This is a genomic window from Shewanella sp. 0m-6 (assembly GCF_052977325.1).
On the sequence record NZ_JBRIMD010000001.1, the window covers coordinates 38,021 to 63,352 of the forward strand.

Sequence of the window (25,332 nt, forward strand, 5' to 3'; positions counted from 1 at the left end):
TTAAAGGAGAGTGTGATGCGATTAACCCGCAAAGCAGACCAAGCTGTCAAAAGCAATAAGCCAGTCTTAGGTCTAAACCGTCGCCAATTCCTCAAGTCCGCAAGCCTCGCGACAGGCGGTATTGCAGCGGCATCTATGCTTGGCGCAGGAATGATGCGTAAAGCAGAAGCTAAATTTATCCCCCACGATGTTCCCACCGAAACTAAACGTACTATCTGTTCTCACTGCTCTGTAGGCTGTGGCGTTTATGCCGGCGTTCAAAACGGTGTATGGACAACTCAGGAGCCAGCATTTGATCACCCATTTAATGCGGGTGGACACTGTGCAAAAGGTGCCGCGCTTCGTGAGCATGGCCATGGTGAAAAGCGTCTGAAATACCCTATGAAGCTAGAAGGCGGTAAGTGGAAGCGTCTTTCATGGGATCAAGCGATTGAAGAAGTGGGCCAACACGCACTAGATATTCGTAAAGAATCGGGTGCAGACTCTGTATTCTTCATGGGTAGTGCAAAGTTCTCTAACGAACAAGCTTATATGTACCGCAAATTTGCGGCAATGTGGGGCACCAACAATGTCGACCACTCTGCACGTATTTGTCACTCTACCACTGTAGCCGGTGTTGCAAACACTTGGGGCTATGGTGCGCAAACTAACTCTTTTAACGATATTCGCAATGCGAAGGCGATGATGTTCATCGGCTCAAACCCTTGTGAAGCTCACCCCGTTGCTATGCAACATATTTTGATTGGTAAAGAGCGCGGCGCAAAAATTATTGTTGTCGACCCTCGTTTCACCCGAACTGCAGCTAAGTCTGATGAGTTCGTGCATATTCGTCCAGGTACGGATATTCCTTTCATTTATGGTCTGTTATGGCACATCTTCGAAAATGGTTGGGAAGACCAAACCTTTATCGACCAGCGTGTTTACGGCATGGAACGTATTCGCGAAGAGGTGAAGAAGTATCACCCTGCTGAAGTTGCTAATATTGTTGGTGCAACCGAAGAGCAAATGCGTCGCGTCGCTAAGTTACTTGCTGAAACTAAGCCAGGCACTATCGTTTGGTGTATGGGTGGTACTCAGCATCACGTGGGTAATGCCAACACTCGTGCATATTGTATCTTACAGCTAGCCCTAGGTAACATGGGGGTATCTGGTGGCGGTACTAACATTTTCCGTGGCCACGATAACGTACAGGGTGCAACTGACATGGGTCTGTTGTTCGATACTCTACCGGGTTATTACGGTCTAAAAACAGGTTCTTGGAAGCATTGGTGTAACGTCTGGGATTTAGATTATGAGTGGGTGAAGGGCCGCTTCGACCCTGAGCCACGTTTAGGTCAAGATCCAATGACTTCGACGGGGATCCCGTGTTCACGTTGGCACGATGGTGTACTTGAAGACAAGTCTAAGATTGCTCAGAAAGATAACATCCACATGGCATTCTTCTGGGGGCAGTCAGTTAACACTGAAACCCGTGGTCGTGAAGTCCGTGAAGCACTGAACAAAATGAAAACCGTGGTTGTTGTGGATCCATTCCCAACGATGGCAGGTGTTATGCACGAGCGTACCGATGGCGTGTATCTACTGCCTGCATGTACTCAGTTTGAAACCTATGGTTCGGTATCGGCTTCAAACCGTTCGTTGCAATGGCGTACCAAGGTTATTGAACCTCTGTTTGAGTCTAAGCCTGATCACGAGATCATGTACAAGCTCGCCAAGAAATGGGGCATTGAAAAAGAGTTCTGTAAGCATATCAAAGTGAACGGTGATGAGCCGTTGATTGAAGATATGACGCGTGAGTTCAACAGAGGTATGTGGACCATTGGTTACACAGGCCAAAGCCCTGAGCGTTTGAAGATGCACCAAGAAAACTGGGGCACTTTCGATATCAAATCGCTTGAAGCACCGGGTGGCCCAGCTAAGGGAGAAACCTATGGTTTACCTTGGCCATGTTGGGGTACGCCAGAGTTTAAGCACCCAGGTACTCAGATCCTGTATCGCACCGGTCGCGAAGTGATGAATGGTGGCGGTAACTTCCGCGCCCGTTATGGTGTTGAGCATGACGGCGTTAACATCTTGGCTGAAGGCTCTTACTCTAAGGGCAGTGAAATCAAAGATGGTTACCCTGAGTTTACCGACAAGATGCTCAAGCAGCTTGGTTGGTGGGATGATCTGACAGCAGAGGAGAAAGTCTCTGCTGAAGGTAAAAACTGGAAGACCGATATTTCTGGTGGTATTCAGCGAGTAGCGATTAAGCATGGCTGTATTCCTTACGGTAATGCGAAAGCACGTTGTATTGTTTGGAACTTCCCTGATGATATCCCACTGCACCGTGAGCCGTTATATACGCCTCGTCGTGACTTAGTGGCTAAGTATCCAACGTACGAAGACCGTATGGTTGCACGTCTGCCTACCCTGTATAAGACTATTCAGGAGAAGGACTTCGCTAAAGATTTCCCACTTATTATTACGACTGGACGTTTGGTCGAATATGAAGGTGGTGGTGAAGAAACGCGTTCGAATCCATGGCTTGCTGAACTTCAGCAAGAGATGTTTATCGAGATCAATCCAGCTGATGCAGCCGATCGCGGTATTCGTAATAATGACACAGTGTTTGTTCATAGCCCTGAAGGTGCGAAAATCACCGTTAAGGCCATGGTCATTCCACGAGTTGTACCAGGTGAATGCTTCATGCCATATCATTTCGCGGGTGTATTTGAAGGTAAGAGCCTAGAGAAGAACTACCCAGAAGGAACGGTTCCTTACGTTATTGGCGAAGCTGCTAATACCGTAATGACCTATGGATATGATGTTGTGACACAGATGCAAGAGACGAAAGCGAGCTTGTGTCAGGTCAGTAAAGCCTAATTAACTTGATGAGGAGATAAGCCATTATGGCAGTCATGAAATTCTTATGTGACACCAAACGCTGCATCGAGTGTAACGGTTGCGTCACAGCATGTAAAAACGCCAATGCTTCTGCTATTGGGTGGGGGATTCAACGTCGTCGCGTGGTTACGCTCAATGACGGTGAGCCGGGTGAAGCATCAATCTCAGTGGCATGTATGCACTGTACCGATGCACCTTGTATGGCAGTTTGTCCTGCAGATTGCTTCTATCGTACTGATGAAGGCATCGTCTTACACAACAAAGAAACCTGTATCGGTTGTGGTTACTGTTTCTATGCATGTCCTTTTGGAGCGCCTCAGTTCCCTAAGAAGGATGCATTTGGTAGTCGCGGCAAGATGGATAAATGTACCTTCTGCGCGGGTGGTCCAGTGCCCGATTTCTCTGAAGAAGAGCAGAAATTATACGGTGCGAACCGTATTGCAGAAGGGAAATTACCTTTATGTGCAGAGTTTTGTTCGACTAAGTCACTACTTGCGGGGGATGCTTTAGTCATTTCTAACATCTTCCGTGAACGTTCTGCCGCACGAGGTGCACCAGAAGCGCTTTGGGGTTATACCCCAACCACTGGCTAGTCTGGCTGAATAGGGCTGCAAGCCTTGGCTTGCGGTCCAATAAAGGAGTGAATATGTTTATGAAATCACTGCGCAGCCTGTTTGCACTGCTAGTTATTCCATTGGTACTTTCAATGGGGTTAGGGCTTAGCGCTTCTGCAATGGCAGCGGATGGTCAAACGAATCAGCAAAAAGTTGCAACCAATGACGTCGATCTTTGGCGTGCCGTTAAGGCTGGTGATTCGGGTTACACCACTGCAAAAGGTATTGAGACTGGTGTTCTAATTAACGTTGTAGGTAATGAGGGCGAAATCGTTCGCAATAAGTACTTAACCCCTGTGATGGGTATTACTGTTGTTGGCGTATTTGCAGCATTTCTATTTTTCTATTTAGTGAACGGCCCTTCTAAATTGAGTAAAGGCTTTTCAGGAAAAATGGTTCTACGTTGGTCTAAAGCAGATCTCTGGATCCACTGGGTATTAGCGACGTCTTGTTTGGCGCTAATCTTCACGGGTCTAAATATCATGCTGGGTAAACACGTATTACAACCTTATATCGGTGAAGGCCTGTGGGCTGCACTGATTTATGGTAGTAAGACAATACACGACTGGGTTGGACCGATATTTATCGTGTCTTGGGTCTTGTGTGTTGTTAAGTGGATGCCGATGCAGACCTTCAAGATGTATGACTTAAAATGGTTCCTCGTAGTTGGTGGTTACATCAACTTTGGCCCATTTAAAGGTAAGCATCCTGACAGTGGATTTGCTAACGCTGGTGAGAAAATGTGGTTTTGGAGCTTAACTCTTTTCGGTTTATTTATCGCCGCATCTGGGTTAATGCTTGTATTACCAGGTTTAGATTTACCACGTGAAGCCTCGATGGCCGCGTTATTAATCCACTCTATCAGCGCGATTATTATTATCGCATTTACTATCGTGCATATCTGGATGGCAACGGTATTAAGTGAAGGTGGTATGGAGTGTATGGTATCGGGCTATTGCGATGAAAACTGGGCAATCCAACATCACAATGTTTGGTACGATGAAATGAAAGATGGTAATAGTATCGTTTATAAAGACTAACGCTAGATCCATTATCATATGAAAAATGCCTCGACTTAGTCGGGGCATTTTTTTTGCTGTCTACTTCTGCGTTGAATGAGTTTGCCAAACACATTCTGAGTCGTTCACTTTTCTATACTGATGGATTTTAATTCGGACGGGTTAGACAAAATGCGATTGTAACGACTTTTGTTTAACGCCCGTTTTCCCCCATTTAGCAAAGTGCGTCAGCGATAGGACTGGGAGGGGTTGTTTTAAAAGGTAAAAGTTTTACTGCAGTGGTTAAGAGATATTAACGTTTTGTGTATGGACAGATTTGTAGTCTGTCTTTATTGCCGAACCCGCTAATGATTTCTTGTCTTAAATAGTCAGTTTAGTACAAATAACCAGCACTAAGGGCTATATATGTTAATAGTTGCTATTTAGCTTATATATCGGCTTTAAAGTACTGTAGTTGCTAAATTTTTGTTAACTGTTTTATTGCCGTAACTGCGGATTTATTAGTGCTCTATACCGTCTTTAGTTCTGTAAACATGCGCTGCTTAACACTTCCGGTAAAATTTGTCCCAAAGTAGAAATTTAACCAGATTCAGATCAATTTTTCCTGACATAAAATTCTTTATATTACGCAGGTGATTTGAATGGATACCTTTAATAAGTAAACACTTTTTACAATGTTGATCATTTTATTTACAAATGATTCAGTTGAAGTGTATGCCGTCCAATTTTTAAACGTATCTTAAGTTTTTATAACCAGAGTATTCCTTTCTACCAGGAGTAAAAATGAAGAAGCAACAGCCTGATCTGAACCGCAGATCTTTGCTGAAAGCACTGACCATTGGTGGCACTGCAAGTGTTGCTATCGCCGCTACGGGCGTGAGTGTTGCTCAAGCAAGTGAAAGTAAAGTCAGCTCGAACAATGACAATGGCTATCATGAAACTGCGCATATACGCAGTTATTACAATAGCTTACGCGGCTAGTTTAGGAGAATTTAAGCGATGAAGTTAACTCGCAAATCCAACGCGGCATCTACGGTAGAGAAAAAGTCTCTAGGTATTAGCCGTCGTCAGTTTATGAAGCAAGCTGGTATCACCTCTGGTGGTATTGCTGCGGCTTCTTTGTTGGGTACAGGCATGATGCGCAAAGCAGAAGCCAAAGATATCCCACATGATGTACCAACTGAAATCAAACGTACTGTATGTAGTGCGTGTGCGGTAGGTTGTGGTCTTTACGCAGAAGTTCAAAATGGCGTATGGACAGGTCAAGAGCCTGCTTTCGATCACCCATTCAACGCGGGCGGTCACTGTGCTAAAGGTGCTGCACTTCGTGAACACGGTCACGGTGAAAAGCGTCTTAAGTATCCAATGAAGCTTGTTGATGGCAAGTGGAAGAAAATCTCTTGGGAGCAGGCTTTCAACGAAGTTGGCGACCAAATGCAGACCATTCGTAAAGAATCAGGTCCAGACTCTGTTTACTTTATGGGTAGCGCTAAGTTCTCGAACGAAGGCTGTTACATGTATCGTAAATTTGCGGCTATGTGGGGCACGAACAACGTCGACCACTCAGCACGTATTTGTCACTCTACCACGGTAGCCGGTGTTGCTAACACTTGGGGTTACGGTGCGCAAACTAACTCTTTCAACGATATCCAGAATGCAAACGCAATCTTCTTCATCGGGGCAAACCCTGCTGAAGCGCATCCTGTTGCAATGCAGCATATCTTGATCGCTAAAGAGAAAAACAACGCTAAATTAATCGTTGTTGATCCACGCTTCTCTCGTACAGCAGCTCACTCTGATCTTCACTGTGCACTGCGTCCAGGTACGGATATCCCATTCATTTACGGTATGCTTTGGCACATCTTTGAAAATGGTTGGGAAGATAAGACGTTCATTAAAGAGCGTGTATTTGAGATGGAAAGCATTCGCGCTGAAGCGAAGAAGTTCCCACCAAAAGAAGTTACAGACATCACTGGATGTAGCGAAGAAGAAGTTTACCAAGCCGCTAAGCTTATGGCCGACAACCGTCCTGGCACTGTAGTTTGGTGTATGGGTGGTACTCAGCATCACGTGGGTAACGCGAACACTCGTGCATACTGTATCCTTCAGCTAGCCCTAGGTAACATGGGTGTATCTGGTGGCGGTACTAACATTTTCCGTGGTCACGATAACGTTCAGGGTGCGACTGACTTAGGTCTATTGTTCGACAACCTTCCTGGTTATTACGGTTTGACTTCAGGCGCATGGGATCACTGGACTAACGTTTGGGAACTAGATCCTAGCTGGGTTAAAGGTCGTTTCGATCAAAACTCATACTTAGGTCGCGTTCCGATGAACACACCTGGTATTCCTTGTTCACGTTGGCACGACGGTGTTTTAGAAACACCTGAAAAGCTAGCTCAGAAAGATCGTGTTCGCATGGCATTTTTCTGGGGTCAATCAGTTAACACTGAAACGCGTCAGCGCGACGTACGTGATGCATTAGACAAGATGGACACTGTTGTTGTTGTGGATCCATTCCCAACTATGGCGGGTGTTATGCACCGTCGTAAGAATGGTGTTTACCTATTGCCTGCTGCAACTCAGTTTGAAACTGAAGGTTCAGTATCTAACTCTGGCCGTAGCCAGCAGTGGCGCGAAAAGGTTATCGAGCCATTATTCGAATCTAAGACCGACCTTGAGATCATGTACCGTCTATCTCAAAAGCTTGGTTTTGCTAACGAATATACTAAGCGTATCGCTAAAGATGCCAACGACGTTCTTGTTATCGAAGACATCACTCGCGAAATTAACCGCGGTATGTGGACGATTGGTATGTCTGGTCAAAGCCCAGAGCGTATTAAAGAGCACACAATGAACTGGGGTACCTTCAGCAACAAGACTCTTGAAGCTGCTGGCGGTCCTGCTAAAGGCGAAACTTATGGTCTACCTTGGCCATGTTGGGGTACGCCAGAGCAGAAGCATCCTGGTACACAGATCCTTTATAACACAAGCAAACATGTTCTAGACGGCGGTGGTAACTTCCGTGCACGTTATGGTGTTGAGTATAAAGGCGAAAACATCTTGGCTGACGGTAGCTTCTCTAAAGGCGCTGAAATCCAAGACGGTTACCCAGAATTCTCTGCCGCTATGCTTAAGCAGCTTGGCTGGTGGGATGAACTGACTGCTGACGAAAAAGCGCAAGCAGAAGGTAAAAACTGGAAGACCGATCTATCTGGCGGTATCGTTCGCGTAGCGATGAAGCACGGTTGTATCCCATACGGTAACGCTAAAGCGCGTTGTATCGTTTGGACATTCCCAGACCAAGTGCCTGTTCACCGTGAGCCGTTATACACGCCTCGTCGTGATCTTGTGTCTAAGTACCCAACTTATGACGATATGCAAGTTCATCGTTTACCAACTCTGTACAAGTCAATCCAAGAGGTGGACAACACAGATAAGTACCCACTAGGTCTGACTTCTGGTCGTCTAGTTGAGTATGAAGGTGGTGGTGAAGAGTCGCGTTCAAACCCATGGTTGGCTGAACTTCAACAAGAGATGTTTGTTGAAATCAGTCCTGCTGATGCTGCTGACCGTAACATTCAAGACGGTGACACAGTATGGCTAGAAGGTGCTGAAGGCGGTCGCATTAAGATTAAGGCTATGGTCACTCCACGCGTTAAGCCTGGTGTAACTTGGATGCCTTACCACTTTGCGGGTGTCATGGAAGGTGAAAGCTTAGCGCCTAACTATCCAGAAGGTACTGTTCCTTACGTTATCGGTGAATCTTGTAACACTGCAATGACTTATGGTTATGACCCTGTGACTCAGATGCAGGAAACCAAGGCAACGCTGTGTCAGATCACTAAAGCGTAATAGCAGAATTAGCTAGGAGAATTGCCAGAATGGCTACAATGAAATTTTTATGTGATACCAAGCGCTGCATCGAGTGTAACGGTTGTGTCACAGCATGTAAGAACGAAAACGACTCTGCTCTAGAGTGGGGTATTCAACGTCGTCGCGTTGTGACTATCAATGATGGTGAGAGAGGCGAAGCGTCTATCTCAGTAGCATGTATGCACTGTAGTGATGCACCTTGTATGGCTGTTTGCCCTGCAAACTGTTTCTACAAGACTGAAGATGGCATCGTATTGCACGACAAAGATACTTGTATCGGTTGTGGTTACTGCCTATATGCTTGCCCATTTGGTGCTCCTCAGTTCCCTCAAGGCGGCGCTTTCGGTGCTCGCGGTAAGATGGACAAGTGTACTTTCTGTGCCGGTGGCCCAGAAGAGAACTTCTCTGAAGCAGAGCGTCAGAAATACGGTGCAAACCGAATTGCTGAAGGCAAGCTACCTATGTGTGCTGAGTTGTGTGCAACTAAAGCGCTACTTGCGGGTGATGCTGAGATTGTTTCTTCAATCTTCCGTGAGCGTGTTGCATACCGTGGTTCTAAAAACGCAGCTTGGGGTTAATCAACTTAGGTTGACTAACATCCAACATACCCTGAGTGGTTCATTGACTTGAACCACTTAGTGGTAACAGAGGACGTATTATGAACAAATGGTTAAAACACATAGGCGTGGCAATTGCACTGTTTTTCAGTGTGTCAGTATTTGCCAATGCTTCAGACAAACTAGGTGACACTGTTGATATCAACAACGGCCAAGTTTGGGCTCAGCTTAAAGCTGGCGAAGAAGGTCGTACAACATCAACAAGCGAGTTTCACGGTCAAGCAATCAACACGTATGACTTACGTGTTTTAGAGCTACGTAGTGATATTCTTGCTCCAGCATTAATGGCTGCCCTTTTCGGCATGATCATTATTTTTGTTCTGTTTATCAAAGTGAATGGCATTTCTAAGCTTCACGGTGGTTACTCAGGCAAGCTGGTTTACCGTTGGTCTAAGTTTGACGTATCAATTCACTGGTTAGGTGCTATTCCTTGCCTGCTATTGATCCTGACAGGCTTAACGCTACTTGCTGGTCGTTATTTCGTCCAGCCGTACATCGGTGAAGGCCTATGGGCTGGTATGGTAAACGCTGCTAAGCAAGTTCACGACATCATGGCGATCCCGTTCATGTTGGGGTGGGCGCTTATGGTTACGCTATGGGCTAAAAATCAGATGCCTAAGATGTACGACATTAAGTGGATGATGGTTGTTGGTGGTTACATCAATTTCGGTCCATTTAAAGGTAAGCATCCAGACGCTGGTTTTGCTAACGCGGGTGAGAAATTATGGTTCTGGGCATTCGCTGCCTTTGGCCTACTGATTTCTGCATCAGGTATGTTATTGCTATTCCCGAACTGGTTCGAGCCTAGCCGTACATTAAGCCTAATTGCGTTAGTACTTCACTCTGTCAGTGCTATCATCATTACTGCTTTCTCAATCGTGCATATCTTTATGGCAACGGTTATGTCTGAAGGTGGTATGGAGTGTATGGTTTCTGGTTACTGTGATGAAACTTGGGCAAGCCAACACCACAATCTTTGGTTCGATGAAATCAAAGAGAACGGTACGCTTAAGTACAAAGAGTAATCCTCTTTATGCTTAACGCCTAAACACCCTAGCTATTCGTAGCTGGGGTGTTTTTATATTAAGTACTCGTCGTACAATTTATGCGCAATCGCTAAAGTATGATCTGCTTAACAAAAAAAACTACATTTCATTGATAGGAAACGCTAAGTTATAACCTAATCACGTTTTATGCTCATTTAACGTGCTAATTTTGTTCACCTCAATTGCATTCCAATTTCCGATTCTTTTGTCATTAGCATTCTTCTTATAGGAACTTTTATGTCTTCAATTATTTTGCCTGGAACTGCTCAACCCTATAGCGCCAATATCACCACGCCTAACTGGATGATTAGCGGTATGGAGAAAGTCATGCAGTTTTATGTTGATCGCAATTTAAGACTGGACACCGTTTCGGCTGAAATGATGCCAAACCCAATTGAGGGTAAGAAATACATGCTTTATGCGCATGTGCCTTTCTGTCACACCTTGTGTTCATTCTGCACCTTCCACCGCTTCCTATTTAAAGAAGATAAGGCACGCGCCTATTTTATCTCTCTGCGTAAAGAGATGGATATGGTTAAAGCGTTAGGCTATGACTTCGAGTCTATGTATATCGGTGGCGGTACCACAACCGTATTAGAAGATGAGCTTGCCCGTACCATCGAGCACGCAAAGAAGTTGTTCCCAAGTATAAAAGAAGTGTCGTGTGAATCAGATCCACAGCACTTAGATAGCCCTGGCTTTAAACAGCTAGAAGGCTTGGTCGATCGTATGTCGATCGGGGTGCAGAGCTTTAATGATGATATCCTCGCGATGACAGACCGTCTTGATAAGTTCGGTTCTGGACAAGAGACTTTCGATAAGATTATGGCGGCTAAAGAGCTGTTTCCGATCATTAACGTCGATCTTATTTTTGGCTTCCGTGGCCAGACCGATGAGGTGATCCAGCATGACTTGGATATGGCCTCTCGTTTGGACCCTCGCCAAATTACGACTTATCCGCTGATGATTACTCACCAAACACGTAAGAGTGTCAAAGGTAAGTTAGCAGCCCCCCATGGTGATATGGCGCGTCAGTATCGTCAAATCCTGAATAGCTTGAATGGTCAATATAACCAGTTATCAGCTTGGGCGTTTGGTAAGGCGAATAACGAAGGCTTTGATGAATACGTTATCGATTATGATGAGTATCTAGGTGTCGGTTCAGGTTCATTTAGTTTCTTAAATGACACGCTTTATGTGAATACATTCTCACTCAGAAATTACCAAGAACGCATTGCTGATGGTCGTATGGGTGTTGATCAACAGAAGAATTATGGTCGTAAGGAAGTGATGCAATATCGTTTCTTACTCGGTATGTTCTCTGGCCGTTTATCGCGTAAATATTTCCGCGATACTTTTGGTGTAAATCTTGATACCGCTCTGTTTAAAGAGATGACATCGATGAAAGCCATCGGTGCGATTAAGAACGATCCAACTGACCCTGATAAGTTGATTGTGACCGATAACGGTAAGATGATGGGCTTACTGATGATGAAAGAGTTCTATTCAGGTATGGATAACGTACGAGCTCAGTTGCGCAAGCCGCTTAAAGCCTGCGACATGTAAACAATCTCGCGAGTCCCGTTATATGCGGTTCAGCAACAAAAAAGGGTGAAGCTATATAGCTTCACCCTTTTTTTCTATAAGGTGCTGTAACTTCTTAATATCTTCTTTGATCTGCAAAACATAGTCATCGGTGTACTGCAGTTGTTCAAATTCACATAAACACGCTTGATAACGAGCAAGCTGTGCTTCAGGTGTCGCCCCAAATTCCATTTGATCGAGCATGCCAATAATTGAGTCCATTCAACTATCCTGTAAGTAGGCTTACCAATATCATAAATCGTAAATTTGATTTGCATAGCGCAGTATCAACTCAGATACGATAAGGGTAGCTTATACCCAGTGAATTACTCTGTATGGAGTGGATTTTTTTCAATAAGTTACCCGTAAATTGAAAAAACAGGGCTAAAGCCACTGACTATAAGCTCTCACATTAGTTTAAGAGATCGCTTACATCGCTGGTAATAAAAGCATTACAGAGGCTTTGTTTGTTGATTTCTTGGCCAGAGCTTGGAACCCTGAATAAAATCTCTTACTATCGAGTGAACTCTTGCTTATATCGAGCTGTTATGGCGAATATCTTGTTGGTAGCAAACCTCAACTGCGATCGTATTTTTAACCTAAATCAACCTATCAAGCCCGGTGGGCGATTCCATTATCAAGATGGTGGTCAGCGCTTAGGTGGCGGCGGAGCTAACACGGGCATAGGTTTAGTGTGGGCGGGTAACCAAGTCACCCTTGTCACCGAGGTGGGCCGTGATGATGTTGGTGATTGGTTGATAGCCGAAGCCAGTACTCAGGGGATTAACTGCAGCTTGATCCAGCGCCGCGCGGGTAATACTTGTGAGATGCTACTGATGATGACGCCGGATGGTGAGCGAACCATTATCCGGCCTGAGCGACCTAAGTTTGAATTACCATTACCACCGAACTGGCAAAATATTGATGCCCTTTATATTAACTCTTCAAGCGAAGGGGCGGTGAGTTGGGCCAAAACTGCAATGCAGCATTGTTGGGTCGTCGCCCAACTGGCTAAAGATCAACGTCCGCGCCCATGCCACGTATTAATCGCATCCTTAAGTGATATGCAGGGCCGTTGTGATGGAGATCTTTGGCATTTTGCAACATCGATAGCGGGTGACAATCTCAAATATTTTGTGGTTACCGACGGCGAAAACGGGGCGATCTTATATAGCGCAGCAGAGCCTGTAACGGTTGCGGCAGTCCCGAGTAACGTTGTGGATACAACTGGTGCAGGCGATGCCTACGCGGCAGGGCTGATTCACGCCTTAGTGAGTCATAAAGATATTATCGAATCGATGCAAGAGGCCGCTATTTGGTCCGGCTTTGCAGTGGCGTGTCATAGCTCTATTCCTGGAAAAGGCTTAAAGCAATATCTCACTGAAGCGCCATGAGCTTGTCATATTGGTGTCATGTCACTGACATCAATTCAGCCTAGAATTGGTATTGAATCATCTCTGAATGTAACTTTTTCACTTCCTTTTGCCCTGTCACTGCGACAGGGCTTTCTTTTTCTAGCCTCTATCAAATCGCTATAAAAAGACTAAAAGTCGATGCGAGCCCATGGGTTTTCAGTTACGATTGAGAAAATTTAACAAATAGTTAACGCTGGCTAGGTTTTATTGACTGTGGCTTTAGATGTTAAGCAAGGACGGTTTATGGGCGATAGGTTTTTTAACGATAAGAAACGCTTTATATGGATTTTATCCTTATTGTTATTAGTTGCCTTCGTGGTGACCAGTGGGATCAGTTATCAAGTCGCCCACGATTCACTCAGTGAACAGGTTAAAGATAATAACCTGCCACTGACCAGTGACAATATCTACTCTGAAATTCAACAAGATCTGCTTAGGCCTATCTTTATCTCGTCATTGATGGCGCAAGATACTTTTGTTCGTGATTGGACCCTTAACCAAGAAAAGAATCCAGAAAAACTTATTCGCTATTTGAAAGAGATCCAAGAGAAGTACGGCACTGTCACTAGCTTTTTTGTTTCCGAAGCCTCACGTAAGTATTACCACTCAAGTGGCGTGCTCAAACAGATTAAAGATATTGATCCTGAGGATGCTTGGTATTTTAGAGTTCGCTCTCTACCTGAATCTGAACATTTTGAGGTCAATATTGATCCCGATTCAGCAGATCTAAATCGAACCGTTATTTACGTTAACTATAAGGTGTTTGACTTTGAAGGTAACTTTATCGGCGTGACAGGGGTAGGGTTAGCGGTTGAAAGTGTAAAGCATCTCATCGAGCTCTATCAGACTCGTTATAATCGCAGCGTATATTTTAGTGACAGGCAAGGCAACATTACTCTGCAGAGTGAGCAGTATAGTGGCGCGTCGACGCTGCAAACGAGTCCTGGGCTTGAAAAGCTTGCAACAAGAATACTGACCAGCCCAAGCACCGCATTTTCGTATCAAAAAGATGGCAACACCATCTTCCTTAATAGCCGTTTAGTGCCGGAGTTTAAGTGGTACTTAATTGTGGAACAGAATGAGGCGCGGGGAGAGCAAAAGCTGTTAACCACCTTTTGGATAAATATTGGTTTAAGTTTGTTGGTGACTATTGGGATCCTGATAATCGCCAATATGACTCTGGGGAAGTATCAACGTAAGTTGGAATTGATGGCATCAACCGACAAGCTCACTGGCGCGGCTAATCGACAAGCTTTTGAAGAACATTTTGCTCATTCATTGGCAAGATCAGTGCTTGATAATAGTCCGATATCGCTATTATTAGTCGATATCGATCATTTCAAACAGGTCAACGACTCTTACGGACATAATATTGGTGACTTGGTTATCCAAACCGTTAGCCATATGCTCAAAAGTCAGCTTAAAGAGGATGACTTGTTGTGTCGTTGGGGCGGCGAGGAGTTTTTAATCTTGCTGCCTAATAGCAGTTTAAGCCAGAGTAGTGAGCTAGCCGAAAAGATAAGACAGCAGGTGGCTGAGCGACTATTACGCGTCAATGGTTGTGAAATCAATGTCACCTTGAGTTGTGGTGCTGCGCAGCACCGGGCAACAGAAAATGCCGAAGACCTGATCAATCGTGTCGATATCGCGCTCTATCAAGCCAAAGAGCAAGGACGTAATCGAGTCGTGCTGTCTTATTAGCGCGTGCCCTAGGCTACAGAAATGTGGGGATCTTCTATTGCTTAGCTCTGGGGGCCTCAGCCTAAATCAAGTTACTGCATCTTTTGCTGACGATGTTAGGATAGTTCAAGTTTTTCAGCAGAGTAGATATTAATGGCACCTCAAACATTAGTGGAGCAGATCTCAGGCTTATACCAGGGTGAAGTCATCGTTGGGCTAGGTAGCGTGACCTCTGGGATTAATCACAAGCGCCGTGCGGTTCAATTGCAAGTCGGTATCCAAGGCGTTGCCGGAGATGCTCAGGCCGATGTTAAGCACCATGGTGGACTCGATCGAGTGTTGCATCATTTCCCTCGGGAGCATTATGGTCAGTATCGTCGCTGGGACATGATGGCGAGCTTTAAAGATGCCCCTGCTATGGGGGAGAATATCAGTACTGTTGGCTTAGATGAAACCGAGGTGAATATTGGCGATATCATCAAAATCGGTGAGGTCGAACTGCAAGTAACTCAACCGCGCTCTCCCTGTTTTAAGCTCAATTTACAGTTTGGTCATAATGAGTTTGCTTTGGCGATGCAGCAAAGTGGACGATGTGGTTGGTTTTACCGAGTATTAAAGCCCGGCACGGTTGTTGAAACCGATACCATCGAGCGGATTAAGCGCTTAACGGATATCAGTGTGGCAGAGGCTATGCATATCTATTTCTTGCCAGAATTTAACGCAGAGCAATATCAACGTTTGCTTGATTGCGAAGGTTTAGCGGCTGCCTGGGTCAATAGTTTACAGCGACGAATAGAGAACAATGCCATCGAAGATTGGCAAATGCGCCTGTATGGCCCACAAACTCCTTAAGGCTTTATCTGATAAGGGGCTAACTAATGGCCACAATTAATGCAAGGAGTGGTGTGTATGACGCAAGATGAAAAAAATATGGGGATTATTGTACAGGTTGCTAGTTTTTCTGGTTACCTTGTCCCGTTTGGCAGTATTTTAGGGCCCTTAATCGTTTGGTTAATGAAACGTGATGAGTTTCCTCTGGTTGAGAGCTGCGGTCGTAACTGTTTAAACTTTAAAATCAGTATGCTTATCTATGTCACTGTGAGTGCCATTTTGATGTTGGTGGGTATTGGTTTTATTCTCATTGCGCTATTCGCAATAGCCGATATCGTCTTTACTATTATCGCGATAATTAAAGCAAGCGAGGGTGAGAGTTATAAATATCCGCTGACGATTAACTTCATTAAGCCTAGGGTTTATTAATTTCTTTACCGCCTAGGTAAGATACCTTAAACAAAAATGCCTATTGGAAATATCCGATAGGCATTTTATTTGGCTCTTTATTTAGTTCTGCAATCAAACTACATATTGGATGCTACATATTAGGGTAGTTTGGTCCACCGCCACCCTCAGGGGTTACCCAGGTGATATTTTGGCTTGGATCTTTAATGTCGCAGGTCTTGCAGTGAATGCAGTTCTGAGCGTTGATAATAAACTTCTTCTCACCTGCTTCTTCGACAATTTCATACACGCCAGCAGGGCAGTATCGCTGGGCAGGCTCATCAAATTTAACCAGGTTCACATCAATTGGAATACGAACATCTTTTAAACGTAGATGACATAACTGATCTTCTTCATGGAAGGTATTTGAGAGATACACTGAAGAAAGCTTATCAAAACTTAACTTACCGTCCGGCTTAGGATAATCAATTTTGCTGTAGGCACTCGACTCTGCCATCTGCGCATAATCAGGTTTCTCGTCCCTTAGGGTGATAGGCAGCTTACCGCCAAACCAGTTTTGGTCGACAAAGTTAAATGCACCGCCAAGATAGGTACCAAATTTATGCATAGCTGGGCCAAAATTACGGGAAGAATATAGCTCCTCTTTAAGCCAGCTTTTATCAAGTCTGTCTTGTAAGCAATCGAGATCTTTACCCGCTTCAACCCCAGCCATCATGGCCTGTGCTAGTGTTTCAGCAGCTAGCATGCCGCTCTTCATTGCGGTATGAGTGCCTTTGATCTTAGCAAAGTTGAGTGTGCCAGCATCACAACCGATAATCATACCGCCCGGGAAGGTCAGTTTAGGGAGTGAGTTTAAACCACCTTTAGTGATAGCTCTTGCGCCGTATGCAACACGCTCACCACCGGTTAGCGTTTGAGCGATAACTGGGTGAGTCTTATAACGCTGGAATTCATCGAACGGACTTAAATGTGGATTCTTATAGTTAAGGTCGACAATTAAGCCCACTGCAATCTGATTATCTTCCATATGATACATAAAGCCGCCGCCAGAGGCGCCTTCAGTTAATGGCCAGCCGCCAGTGTGCACCACTTTACCGAGCTCATGTTGCTCGCTGGGTACGGTCCAGATCTCTTTAAAGCCTAGACCGTAATGTTGTGGGGTTTTGCCATTGTCGAGGTGGTACTTGTCGATGAGCTGTTTACCTAAGTGACCACGACAGCCTTCAGCAAATACGGTGTATTTGGCGTGCAGCTCCATGCCTGGCTCATAGCCATCTTTGGGCTGACCGTCTTCGCCAACACCCATGTCACCAATTTGAATGCCTTTAACGCTGCCATCCTCGTTGAACAGCAACTCGCTTGCAGGGAAACCAGGGAAGACTTCGACACCTAACTCTTCAGCACGCTCAGCTAACCAACGGCATAGGTTGCCGACGCTGATGATGTAGTTACCTTGGTTGTGCATGGTTTTTGGTACAAACGCATTTGGCATGGCTCGCGCGTCGATTGGCGAGTTAAGCATGTGAATTTCATCATGGGTGACAGCGGTAAGTAGAGGGGCATTTTTATCGCGCCAATCGTTAAATAGCTCATCAAGTACTTTGGGTTCGAATACTGCGCCAGATAAAATGTGCGCACCCACTTCGGAGCCTTTTTCGACTACGCAGACGGTTAGCTCTTGGCCACTATCTTGAGATATTTGCATTAAACGACATGCTGCTGCTAATCCTGAGGGACCCGCCCCCACGATTACAACATCGAATTCCATCGATTCGCGTTCCATCAGATCACCTTTCCTTCTTTCTCCCCCGATGACAATAGCGCTAATTGAGTCAACAACACTATAAACGGGTGTTTTAATGTTTTAGTTCACCTTACCTGAAAATCGCTCAAGGGCACAGTGTTTCCACGATAACAGTGCAGATATTTTAAGCAGCTCATTGCATGATCGTTGTCACAAAATCTTTGCATTTGGTGCTTTTGGCCAGCAATTCTGGCTCTTGGGGTATGGTTTGTCACAGAAATACGCCTATAATCAAGGTTGACGGTTCTCCGAGCTTCTTACCCTACGTCGAGACAGATACGGGTTTTTAGCCGTGGCAATAACGCCACCGGGGTGAGAAAAGAAATGCTCTCACCTCCCCTTACTTGGAAAGGTGATCATGTCCCAACTACAAGACAACTTTGGTCGACGGTTTCATTATTTACGTATGTCAGTTACTGACGTATGTAACTTTAAGTGTACGTATTGCCTCCCCGATGGCTACCGCCCAGACGGTAAGCCTAAATTTCTCGATCTCAACGAAATCGAACATTTAGTCTCGGCTTTTTCAAAAGTCGGTACTCAGAAGATCCGTATCACAGGTGGCGAGCCATCTTTGCGAAGAGACTTCACTGATATTATTCGTATCGTTAAAGATAACGATAAGATTAATACCATTGCGACTACGACAAACGGTTATCGCTTAGCTAAGCATGCCCAAGAATGGTATGACGCAGGGCTAAGACGCATCAATATTTCGGTCGATAGTTTAGACCCGAAAATGTTCTACCAGATCACTGGTGAGAATAAGTTTGATGAAGTGATGCGTGGTGTGGATGCTGCTCTAGAAGCGGGCTTTGAGCGGGTGAAGATCAATGCGGTATTGCTTAAAGGTCTTAATGATAAAGACTTACCGCGCTTCTTGCATTGGATTAAAAACACGCCTATTGATTTGCGTTTTATTGAGCTAATGGAAACGGGCTTAGGTCACGACTATTTCAAGGCGCATCATCTAGCGGGTAACGATATCAAGTTGCAGCTTGAGCAGGCGGGTTGGCAGTTTGATACGCCAGCGGTTGACGATGGCCCAGCGCAAAACTTCAGTCACCAAGATTACCAAGGTCGTATTGGGCTTATCATGCCTTATGCGAAAAATTTCTGTGCCAGTTGTAACCGTTTGCGGGTATCGGCCAAAGGCAAATTACACCTTTGCTTGTTCACAGAAAACGGTGTCGATCTGCGTGATTTACTGCAAACACCAGATCAACAAGCTGAATTAATAGAGCGCTTACACGGTCAACTTGCGCAGAAGAAAGAAACGCACTTCTTGCATGACGGCATCACTGGTGTGACACAGCACCTCGCTTCTATTGGTGGCTAATTAAATTCTGATCTGACGCAACTTAGTTGCGTCAGAAGCTAGGTATAATCGTCGCTAGACTCTGATAAATAAGAGACCATAATGGGACACTGCACTCAAAGCCAATTTACGGCGCTAAACATTGCTGTTTTAACCTTATCTGACACCCGTGATTTTGAATCTGATACATCAGGTGCTTTTCTTGAAAGCGCACTGTTAGCGGCGGGGCATAAGCTTGCCGAACGCCAGATTATCAAAGATGATAAATACCAAATTCGTTCGGTGCTTTCTCAATGGATTGCATCCGATAACGTACAGGTGATTATCACCACGGGGGGCACCGGTTTTACCGATAGAGATAATACCCCTGAAGCGGTAAAGCCGTTATTCGATAGAGATATCGAAGGCTTTGGTGAGCTCTTCCGTCATATCACTTATACCGAGCTTGGCACCTCGACAGTGCAGTCGCGTGCCTTAGGTGGCATTGCCAATAAAACTGCGGTTTTCTGTCTTCCTGGCTCAACAGGTGCCTGCAAGACTGGCTGGAATAAGCTGATTAAAGAACAACTTGATGCAACTCATCGTCCTTGTAACTTTGTGATGCATGTGAAAAAAATTACCGAATAAGCCTCACTAGAGGCCAATGTTACGGTACTCTTTTTGATTCATATTCTATGACCCATATTTTATAAAAGGCGTAAACCCAATGACCAATGCTTTTACCCATATCAATGCAGATGGTAATGCTCACATGGTAGATGTGACAGATAAGTCTGTTACCGAGCGAGAAGCACGAGCTGAAGCCTATATTGAAATGGCGAGTGAAACCTTAGAGATGATCATGAGCGGCAGTCATCACAAGGGTGATGTGTTTGCTACCGCACGTATTGCGGGCATACAAGCGGCGAAGAAGACCTCTGATCTTATTCCACTTTGTCATCCGCTGATGCTGACCAAAGTTGAAGTTGAACTAGAAGCGCAACCTGAGCATAACCGCGTGTGGATCCGCAGTCTTTGTAAGCTTTCGGGCAAAACAGGGGTTGAAATGGAGGCGCTTACAGCCGCTTCGGTTGCGGCGCTGACTATCTACGATATGTGTAAAGCGGTGCAAAAAGATATGGTGATTTCTCAGGTGCGTTTGACTGAGAAACGTGGCGGTAAGTCTGGGCACTTTAAGGTATAGAGACCAATATGATTAACGTATTATTTTTTGCACAAGTTAGAGAACTACTTGGCACCGCTGGCGTAAAAGTTGAAGCCGGTGAGCACACGCAAACCGCTGAAGGTCTACGTGCAACGCTAGCCGCTACCGACGATAAATGGGCCAAAGTGTTGGCGTCTGACAAGCTATTGGTGGCTGTAAACCAAACCATTAGCCAGTGGGATGCGGCGATTGTAGATGGTGATGAAGTGGCATTCTTCCCACCGGTTACCGGAGGTTAATATGATCCGTGTTCAGACCCAGGACTTTAATGTTCCAGAGGAATACCACTTAATCAGTCAAGACAATAGCGATGGCGCCGTGGTGACTTTTGTCGGTAAAGTACGTGACTTTAACGATGGCAGTGCGGTGACCGATCTCACTCTTGAGCATTACCCAGGCATGACCGAAGCGGTATTGAACCAGATTGAAGCGCAGGCGCGTGAGCGTTGGCCGCTCAATAACGTCACGATTATTCACCGCGTGGGTGCTATGGCGCTGGGTGAGCAGATTGTCTTTATCGGCGTAACCAGTGCTCATCGAAAGGCAGCTTTTGCTGCTTGTGAGTTCTTGATTGATTTTCTTAAGACCAAAGCGCCGTTTTGGAAATTAGAAGCCGGTGACAAAGGCGCTAACTGGGTAGAGGCCCGTGACGCCGATGAACAAGCTGCAAAAATGTGGGATAAAAAAGCGTAGCAAACGCTTTAGCAAGGAGATCGGCTCAATGAAGTTTAGGGTTATGGTGCTTGCTCTATTGCTGCCATTTTTAGCAATAAGCAAAGGTGCGCTAGCAGCACAAGATGTGCCCGCGATAGCGGCTGCATCGAGTATTAAGTTTGCACTGGATGATATCGCTAAGCAATTTACTCAAGAGACTGGCCGTAAAGTCAGGATCTCCTATGGCTCTTCTGGCAATTTTGTTGCGCAGATTAGGCATGGTGCTCCCTTTGAGCTGTTCCTTTCTGCTGATGAGCGTTATATCAAACAGCTAGCCAAAGCTAAGCAGACGCTCGATGACGGGGTGATATACGCAGTGGGTCAACTCGCCATTGCAGCGCCTAAGTCATCGCCACTAACGCTTAACCCTAACTTAGAGGGGCTTAAGCAGTTGCTGGCTGCAAATAAGCTTAAACGCTTCGCCATCGCTAATCCTGACCATGCTCCCTACGGTGAGCGCGCCAAAGAAGTGTTGCAAAAGCTGGGACTTTGGCAACCGATTCAACCCTATCTGGTGTTTGGCGAAAACGTGTCTCAAGCGGCACAGTTTGCACTTAGTGGTGCCACTCAAGGTGGCTTAGTTGCCTTGTCGCTAGCCTCGGCGGAACGTTTTAAGGCGCGTGCAAATTATGTGGTTATCCCACAAGAATATTATACGCCATTGGATCAGCGCATGGTGCTAACCCTAAAAGCGGGTGAAACTGCCAAACTATTTTATAGCTACCTGCTGTCTGAACCCGCTCAGGATATCTTTGCCGATTACGGCTTTGCGAGAGCGACACAGTAATGGATTGGGAAGCGCTATTGCTATCAATCAAGCTCAGTAGTGTCACTGTACTGATCTTGATCCCGCTGGCGATTCTAGCGGGACGTTTTTTGGCTTATCGACATTTTCCCGGTAAGTCCTGGGTAGAAGCCTTAGTCATGGTGCCGCTGGTGTTGCCACCTACGGTTATTGGTTATTACTTGCTGGTGGGGCTTGGCAGTGAGTCTTGGCTAGGTCGAATGCTAGAGCAACTGCTTGGGCATCAGCTGGTATTTCACTTCTCTGGCTTAGTCGTAGCCTCCATCTTAGTCAATATCCCCTTTGCTATTCAGCCTATTCAGCGCGCATTTGAAGCCGTGCCTGAAGATGTGCGTGATGCGGCTGCCTGCTGCGGTATGAGTCGCTTTAAAGTGCTGTTCAAGATTGAGCTTCCTATGGTGTGGCCGGGCGTATTAACGGCTATAGTGTTGTGCTTCTCCCATGTGCTGGGTGAGTTTGGCGTGGTGCTGATGATGGGCGGTAATATTGCCGGTGAAACCAAAACCATTGCTATCTCTATCTACGACAGCGTGCAGGCATTTGATTTTGCCAGTGCGGGTAATATGTCGCTGGTATTACTGCTGTTTGCGATAACGGTATTGGCATTGACCACTAGTTTGTCGCGTCGTGTTGGAGGCCAGCATGTCGCAAACCGTCGCTGATCTATATTGCCGCATTAAACAGACCAAACATATTAAGTTAGATGCCGAGTTCAGCTGTAAGGCTGGAGAGGTCTTGGCCGTTGTTGGTCCCTCAGGAGGCGGTAAGTCGACGCTACTGCGGATGATAGCAGGTCTGACTCAGCCAGAAGATGGCGAGATCTGTTACGGTGATAAGCAGTGGTTTAATCGCCAGCAGAGCATACAGCTAACGCCGCAGCAACGTCACTTAGGTTATGTACCACAACATTTTGGACTGTTCCCTAATTTAACCGCGTTAGAGAACGTGGTGGCAGCGCTGGACCATATACCTAAAGCCGAGCGTGAAGCGCGGGCAAAAGATTGGCTTGAGCGAGTGAACTTACATGGTTTACCCGACAGACTGCCTGCGCACCTTTCTGGCGGACAACGTCAAAGGGTGGCACTGGCTAGAGCATTGGCGCGAGAGCCGTCAGTATTACTACTCGATGAACCTTTCTCGGCAGTTGACAGAGAAACCCGTGAGCGTCTTTATCTGGAGCTCGCTAGGCTTAAAGAGCAGTTAGCGATTCCGGTGATAATGGTGACCCATGATCTGAATGAGGCGATGTTATTAGCTGACAGCATGATTTTGATTAGCCAAGGAAAAATGTTGCAGCAAGGCAGGCCACGTGAGGTATTAACTCGTCCACGCGATGAAGCCGTTGCCAAACAGATGGGCCTGCGTAACATCTTCGACGCCGATGTGATTGCGCAAGAAGCGGAGCGACAGATCACCTGGCTTAAGTTTGGTGAGCACCTCATTGCGAGTACCTATTTTGAAAGCTTAGATGTCGGTGCTAAAGTCCGCTGGGTGATCCCCAATCAAGGCGTGCGTTTCAATTCGATTAAAAAAGGCCGTTTGTGCCGTAGCTTCAATAAACTGGATATTACTATCGACTCGATGTTGATCATGGGGGAGACAGTGCGAGTGCTGGCAAGTGTCGTTGGCGTGCAGCATAAAATTCATGCCGAAGTACCACTACATTTAGCACAAAAGTTAGCCCTAAGCGTCGGCACGCAAACAACGGTGGCGCTAAAATCTGAGTTAATCCATATACTGGAAAAGTAACTTATTTTCAGACAATTTAGCCAAGTTAGACTCGGCTTCACGCATATGATCAAAGTTTAATCTTTGCACCATCTAGATGTTATATAGCGTGTCATATCATGTGCTCCTACATGTAAGAGGAGTATTATGTTATGTCAAAAAAATTAACGGGTTTAATCATGTTGTCTGCAGTGTTAACCCTTCCTGCTATGGCCGCATATAATGGTCCAGGTCCAGTAAGTCAGATTAAAACCGCTTCTGACGCAGCGACAGCAAAAGACGATACTCCTGTAGAGCTGACAGGCTATTTAGTGCAAAGCCTAGGCGATGAAAAGTACCTTTTCCGTGATGACAGCGGTAATGTCGAAGTTGAAATCGATAATAAGCTGCTGCGTGACATCGAAGTTTCTAGCGACTCGAAAGTGAAGCTTGTCGGTGAAGTTGATGATGAGTGGAGCGGTATTGAAATAGAAATTGACAGCATACGTCTGATTTCTGAATAATCCTTTATTGAAAGTGGTTTAGCGTTTATTTTTCGGAGGAGCCATGGCTCGCTGGCTAATTGGTTTATTGTTAGTTTCTGGTAGTTCGTTTGCTGGACAAGGCTTGTATTCATTGCTGTCTACGGGAGATTATCCCTCGCCTACAGAAATGGTGCAGAAGCTTGAACAGCAACATGTGGGCGTGATCTCTGAATTTGAAGCGAATATCGAACATGGTGAATTGGTTTATGAATTCAAGATGATCGATCAGCAAGCTAACACCATTACAGAATATGAATATCGAGCCATAGATGGCAGCTTAAAAGAGCGCGAAGTCGGCCGTATTAAAAAAGACGATAACGATGAGCTTGCGGGTGTGGTTATGCTGCAGGAAAATGGTTTATCGCTATCTGATATGCTTACCTTAGTCGGTAAAGAAACCAGCGGCTACATTGTCAAAGCTGAAGTCGACAACGATCTAGGTATTAGCTATATAGAATTAGAAATTCTTGATATTGATGGTAAACGTCAGTTAGCCTTCGATATTGAAAATAAACAATTATTACCACTGCTCAAATGGGACTAAAACATGAAAATACTCATGGTTGAAGATGACGCGACTACCATCGATTATGTCGTTAAGGGATTTGTTGAGCAAGGGCACAATATAGAAACAGCAACAGACGGTCACCAAGGCTTATTGCTGGCTACCAGCATGAAGTACGACTTGATCATTTTAGATCGTATGTTGCCACAGCTCGATGGGCTAAAACTGTTAGCTGCGCTGCGCGCGACCGGCAGTCAAACACCTGTGTTGATCTTGTCTGCACTCAGTCATGTTGATGAGCGAGTCAAAGGGTTGCGAGCGGGTGGCGATGACTACATGACTAAGCCGTTTGCTTTCTCTGAGTTGTTGGTTCGTGCTGAAAAATTAATGCAACGTGGTGAATCTCAGCCCACTATTACCGACTTGACTGTTGGTCCGCTTAGCATCGAGCTGCTGACACGCAAAGTGACCTTAGATGGACAAGAGATCATGCTGCAGCCAAAAGAATTCCAGTTACTTAAGTACCTGATGGAGCATGTAAACCAAGTGATCAGTCGCACGCTACTGTTTGAAGCGGTGTGGGATTACCATTTCGATCCACGTACCAATGTTATCGACGTGCATATTGCTAAGCTAAGACGTAAGTTTGAAGAGCTTGGTCATGGCGAATTAATCGAAACTGTTCGAGGTGCCGGATATCGGTTACGCCAAGGGCATTAAGCCCTATCAGAGTAGTGCCTGGCGCATTACCATC

At 45.5% G+C, this 25,332-nt stretch carries 25 protein-coding genes and 1 riboswitch; of the genes, 23 read left to right on the forward strand and 2 right to left on the reverse strand.

What is annotated here, in order from left to right; all coding sequences use genetic code 11:
- The first annotated feature begins 15 nt into the window (after positions 1–15).
- From ACVBJC_RS00185 to ACVBJC_RS00220, 8 genes are all read left to right on the forward strand, one after another.
- Entirely contained in the window at positions 16–2,865 is a 2,850-nt protein-coding gene (locus ACVBJC_RS00185; protein WP_447159095.1) for a formate dehydrogenase subunit alpha, read from the forward strand.
- 26 nt (positions 2,866–2,891) lie between these two features.
- Positions 2,892–3,479 carry a formate dehydrogenase FDH3 subunit beta gene (gene fdh3B / locus ACVBJC_RS00190; protein WP_447159094.1) on the forward strand — a complete coding sequence of 196 codons (588 nt, stop codon included), beginning with the start codon at positions 2,892–2,894 and terminating at the stop codon, positions 3,477–3,479.
- Between the two features lie 53 nt (positions 3,480–3,532).
- A complete protein-coding gene (locus ACVBJC_RS00195) occupies positions 3,533–4,540 on the forward strand; it encodes a formate dehydrogenase subunit gamma (RefSeq protein ID WP_447159093.1) in 1,008 nt (335 codons plus the stop codon).
- 762 nt (positions 4,541–5,302) lie between these two features.
- Positions 5,303–5,500, forward strand: a complete 198-nt coding sequence (locus ACVBJC_RS00200) for a twin-arginine translocation signal domain-containing protein (protein ID WP_447159092.1) — start codon at positions 5,303–5,305, stop codon at positions 5,498–5,500.
- An 18-nt stretch (positions 5,501–5,518) separates the two neighbouring features.
- Positions 5,519–8,374, forward strand: coding sequence for a molybdopterin-dependent oxidoreductase (locus tag ACVBJC_RS00205; protein WP_447159091.1), 2,856 nt, complete (start codon positions 5,519–5,521; stop codon positions 8,372–8,374).
- A gap of 29 nt (positions 8,375–8,403) precedes the next feature.
- Positions 8,404–8,973 (forward strand): formate dehydrogenase FDH3 subunit beta, encoded by a 570-nt coding sequence (gene fdh3B, locus ACVBJC_RS00210; RefSeq protein WP_447159090.1) that lies wholly within the window; start codon positions 8,404–8,406, stop codon positions 8,971–8,973.
- A gap of 80 nt (positions 8,974–9,053) precedes the next feature.
- Positions 9,054–10,037, forward strand: a complete 984-nt coding sequence (locus tag ACVBJC_RS00215) for a formate dehydrogenase subunit gamma (protein ID WP_447159089.1) — start codon at positions 9,054–9,056, stop codon at positions 10,035–10,037.
- 258 nt (positions 10,038–10,295) lie between these two features.
- Positions 10,296–11,624 carry a coproporphyrinogen III oxidase family protein gene (locus tag ACVBJC_RS00220; protein WP_447159088.1) on the forward strand — a complete coding sequence of 443 codons (1,329 nt, stop codon included), beginning with the start codon at positions 10,296–10,298 and terminating at the stop codon, positions 11,622–11,624.
- 51 nt (positions 11,625–11,675) lie between these two features.
- On the opposite strand, the gene ACVBJC_RS00225 is transcribed toward ACVBJC_RS00220, so the two are convergent.
- Positions 11,676–11,864 (reverse strand): hypothetical protein, encoded by a 189-nt coding sequence (locus ACVBJC_RS00225; protein ID WP_447159087.1) that lies wholly within the window; start codon positions 11,862–11,864, stop codon positions 11,676–11,678.
- 326 nt (positions 11,865–12,190) lie between these two features.
- Between ACVBJC_RS00225 and ACVBJC_RS00230 the strand changes: the two genes are divergently transcribed.
- The 4 genes from ACVBJC_RS00230 to ACVBJC_RS00245 all read left to right on the forward strand — a co-directional run bounded on the left by ACVBJC_RS00230 (position 12,191) and on the right by ACVBJC_RS00245 (position 15,997).
- Complete coding sequence (locus ACVBJC_RS00230) at positions 12,191–13,036, forward strand: PfkB family carbohydrate kinase (RefSeq protein WP_447159086.1); 846 nt, start codon at positions 12,191–12,193, stop codon at positions 13,034–13,036.
- 264 nt (positions 13,037–13,300) lie between these two features.
- The gene (locus ACVBJC_RS00235) at positions 13,301–14,758 is read left to right on the forward strand and encodes a sensor domain-containing diguanylate cyclase (protein ID WP_447159085.1); all 1,458 of its coding nucleotides are present in this window, start codon (positions 13,301–13,303) and stop codon (positions 14,756–14,758) included.
- A gap of 132 nt (positions 14,759–14,890) precedes the next feature.
- Complete coding sequence (locus tag ACVBJC_RS00240) at positions 14,891–15,589, forward strand: MOSC domain-containing protein (protein ID WP_447159084.1); 699 nt, start codon at positions 14,891–14,893, stop codon at positions 15,587–15,589.
- Positions 15,590–15,646: 57 nt separating this feature from the next.
- Positions 15,647–15,997: a DUF4870 domain-containing protein gene (locus tag ACVBJC_RS00245; protein WP_447159083.1), complete on the forward strand. Its 351-nt coding sequence runs from the start codon at positions 15,647–15,649 to the stop codon at positions 15,995–15,997.
- 112 nt (positions 15,998–16,109) lie between these two features.
- Here ACVBJC_RS00245 and ACVBJC_RS00250 read toward each other — a convergent pair whose 3' ends face one another.
- Positions 16,110–17,759 (reverse strand): electron transfer flavoprotein-ubiquinone oxidoreductase, encoded by a 1,650-nt coding sequence (locus ACVBJC_RS00250; RefSeq protein ID WP_447159082.1) that lies wholly within the window; start codon positions 17,757–17,759, stop codon positions 16,110–16,112.
- 255 nt (positions 17,760–18,014) lie between these two features.
- Positions 18,015–18,151: riboswitch (molybdenum cofactor riboswitch) on the forward strand.
- Between ACVBJC_RS00250 and moaA the strand changes: the two genes are divergently transcribed.
- The 11 genes from moaA to ACVBJC_RS00305 all read left to right on the forward strand — a co-directional run bounded on the left by moaA (position 18,139) and on the right by ACVBJC_RS00305 (position 25,298).
- Positions 18,139–19,119, forward strand: a complete 981-nt coding sequence (gene moaA, locus ACVBJC_RS00255) for a GTP 3',8-cyclase MoaA (protein ID WP_447159081.1) — start codon at positions 18,139–18,141, stop codon at positions 19,117–19,119. (Overlaps the previous riboswitch by 13 nt.)
- An 81-nt stretch (positions 19,120–19,200) precedes the next feature.
- On the forward strand, positions 19,201–19,725 hold the full coding sequence (moaB, locus tag ACVBJC_RS00260; protein ID WP_447159080.1) for a molybdenum cofactor biosynthesis protein B: 525 nt from the start codon (positions 19,201–19,203) through the stop codon (positions 19,723–19,725).
- A gap of 79 nt (positions 19,726–19,804) precedes the next feature.
- Positions 19,805–20,281: a cyclic pyranopterin monophosphate synthase MoaC gene (gene moaC, locus ACVBJC_RS00265; protein ID WP_447159079.1), complete on the forward strand. Its 477-nt coding sequence runs from the start codon at positions 19,805–19,807 to the stop codon at positions 20,279–20,281.
- Between the two features lie 8 nt (positions 20,282–20,289).
- Positions 20,290–20,541, forward strand: a complete 252-nt coding sequence (gene moaD / locus ACVBJC_RS00270; protein WP_447159078.1) for a molybdopterin synthase sulfur carrier subunit — start codon at positions 20,290–20,292, stop codon at positions 20,539–20,541.
- Between the two features lies 1 nt (position 20,542).
- On the forward strand, positions 20,543–20,995 hold the full coding sequence (gene moaE, locus ACVBJC_RS00275) for a molybdopterin synthase catalytic subunit MoaE (protein WP_447159077.1): 453 nt from the start codon (positions 20,543–20,545) through the stop codon (positions 20,993–20,995).
- A 28-nt stretch (positions 20,996–21,023) separates the two neighbouring features.
- A complete protein-coding gene (gene modA / locus ACVBJC_RS00280) occupies positions 21,024–21,803 on the forward strand; it encodes a molybdate ABC transporter substrate-binding protein (protein ID WP_447159076.1) in 780 nt (259 codons plus the stop codon).
- Complete coding sequence (gene modB, locus ACVBJC_RS00285) at positions 21,803–22,483, forward strand: molybdate ABC transporter permease subunit (RefSeq protein ID WP_447159075.1); 681 nt, start codon at positions 21,803–21,805, stop codon at positions 22,481–22,483. Before modA ends, modB begins: the two co-directional genes overlap by 1 nt.
- Positions 22,464–23,570, forward strand: a complete 1,107-nt coding sequence (locus ACVBJC_RS00290; protein ID WP_447159074.1) for an ABC transporter ATP-binding protein — start codon at positions 22,464–22,466, stop codon at positions 23,568–23,570. Before modB ends, ACVBJC_RS00290 begins: the two co-directional genes overlap by 20 nt.
- Positions 23,571–23,701: 131 nt before the next feature.
- The gene (locus ACVBJC_RS00295) at positions 23,702–24,052 is read left to right on the forward strand and encodes a NirD/YgiW/YdeI family stress tolerance protein (protein WP_447159073.1); all 351 of its coding nucleotides are present in this window, start codon (positions 23,702–23,704) and stop codon (positions 24,050–24,052) included.
- Between the two features lie 43 nt (positions 24,053–24,095).
- A complete protein-coding gene (locus ACVBJC_RS00300) occupies positions 24,096–24,617 on the forward strand; it encodes a PepSY domain-containing protein (RefSeq protein WP_447159072.1) in 522 nt (173 codons plus the stop codon).
- Between the two features lie 3 nt (positions 24,618–24,620).
- Complete coding sequence (locus ACVBJC_RS00305; protein ID WP_447159071.1) at positions 24,621–25,298, forward strand: response regulator transcription factor; 678 nt, start codon at positions 24,621–24,623, stop codon at positions 25,296–25,298.
- Positions 25,299–25,332 lie beyond the last annotated feature (34 nt).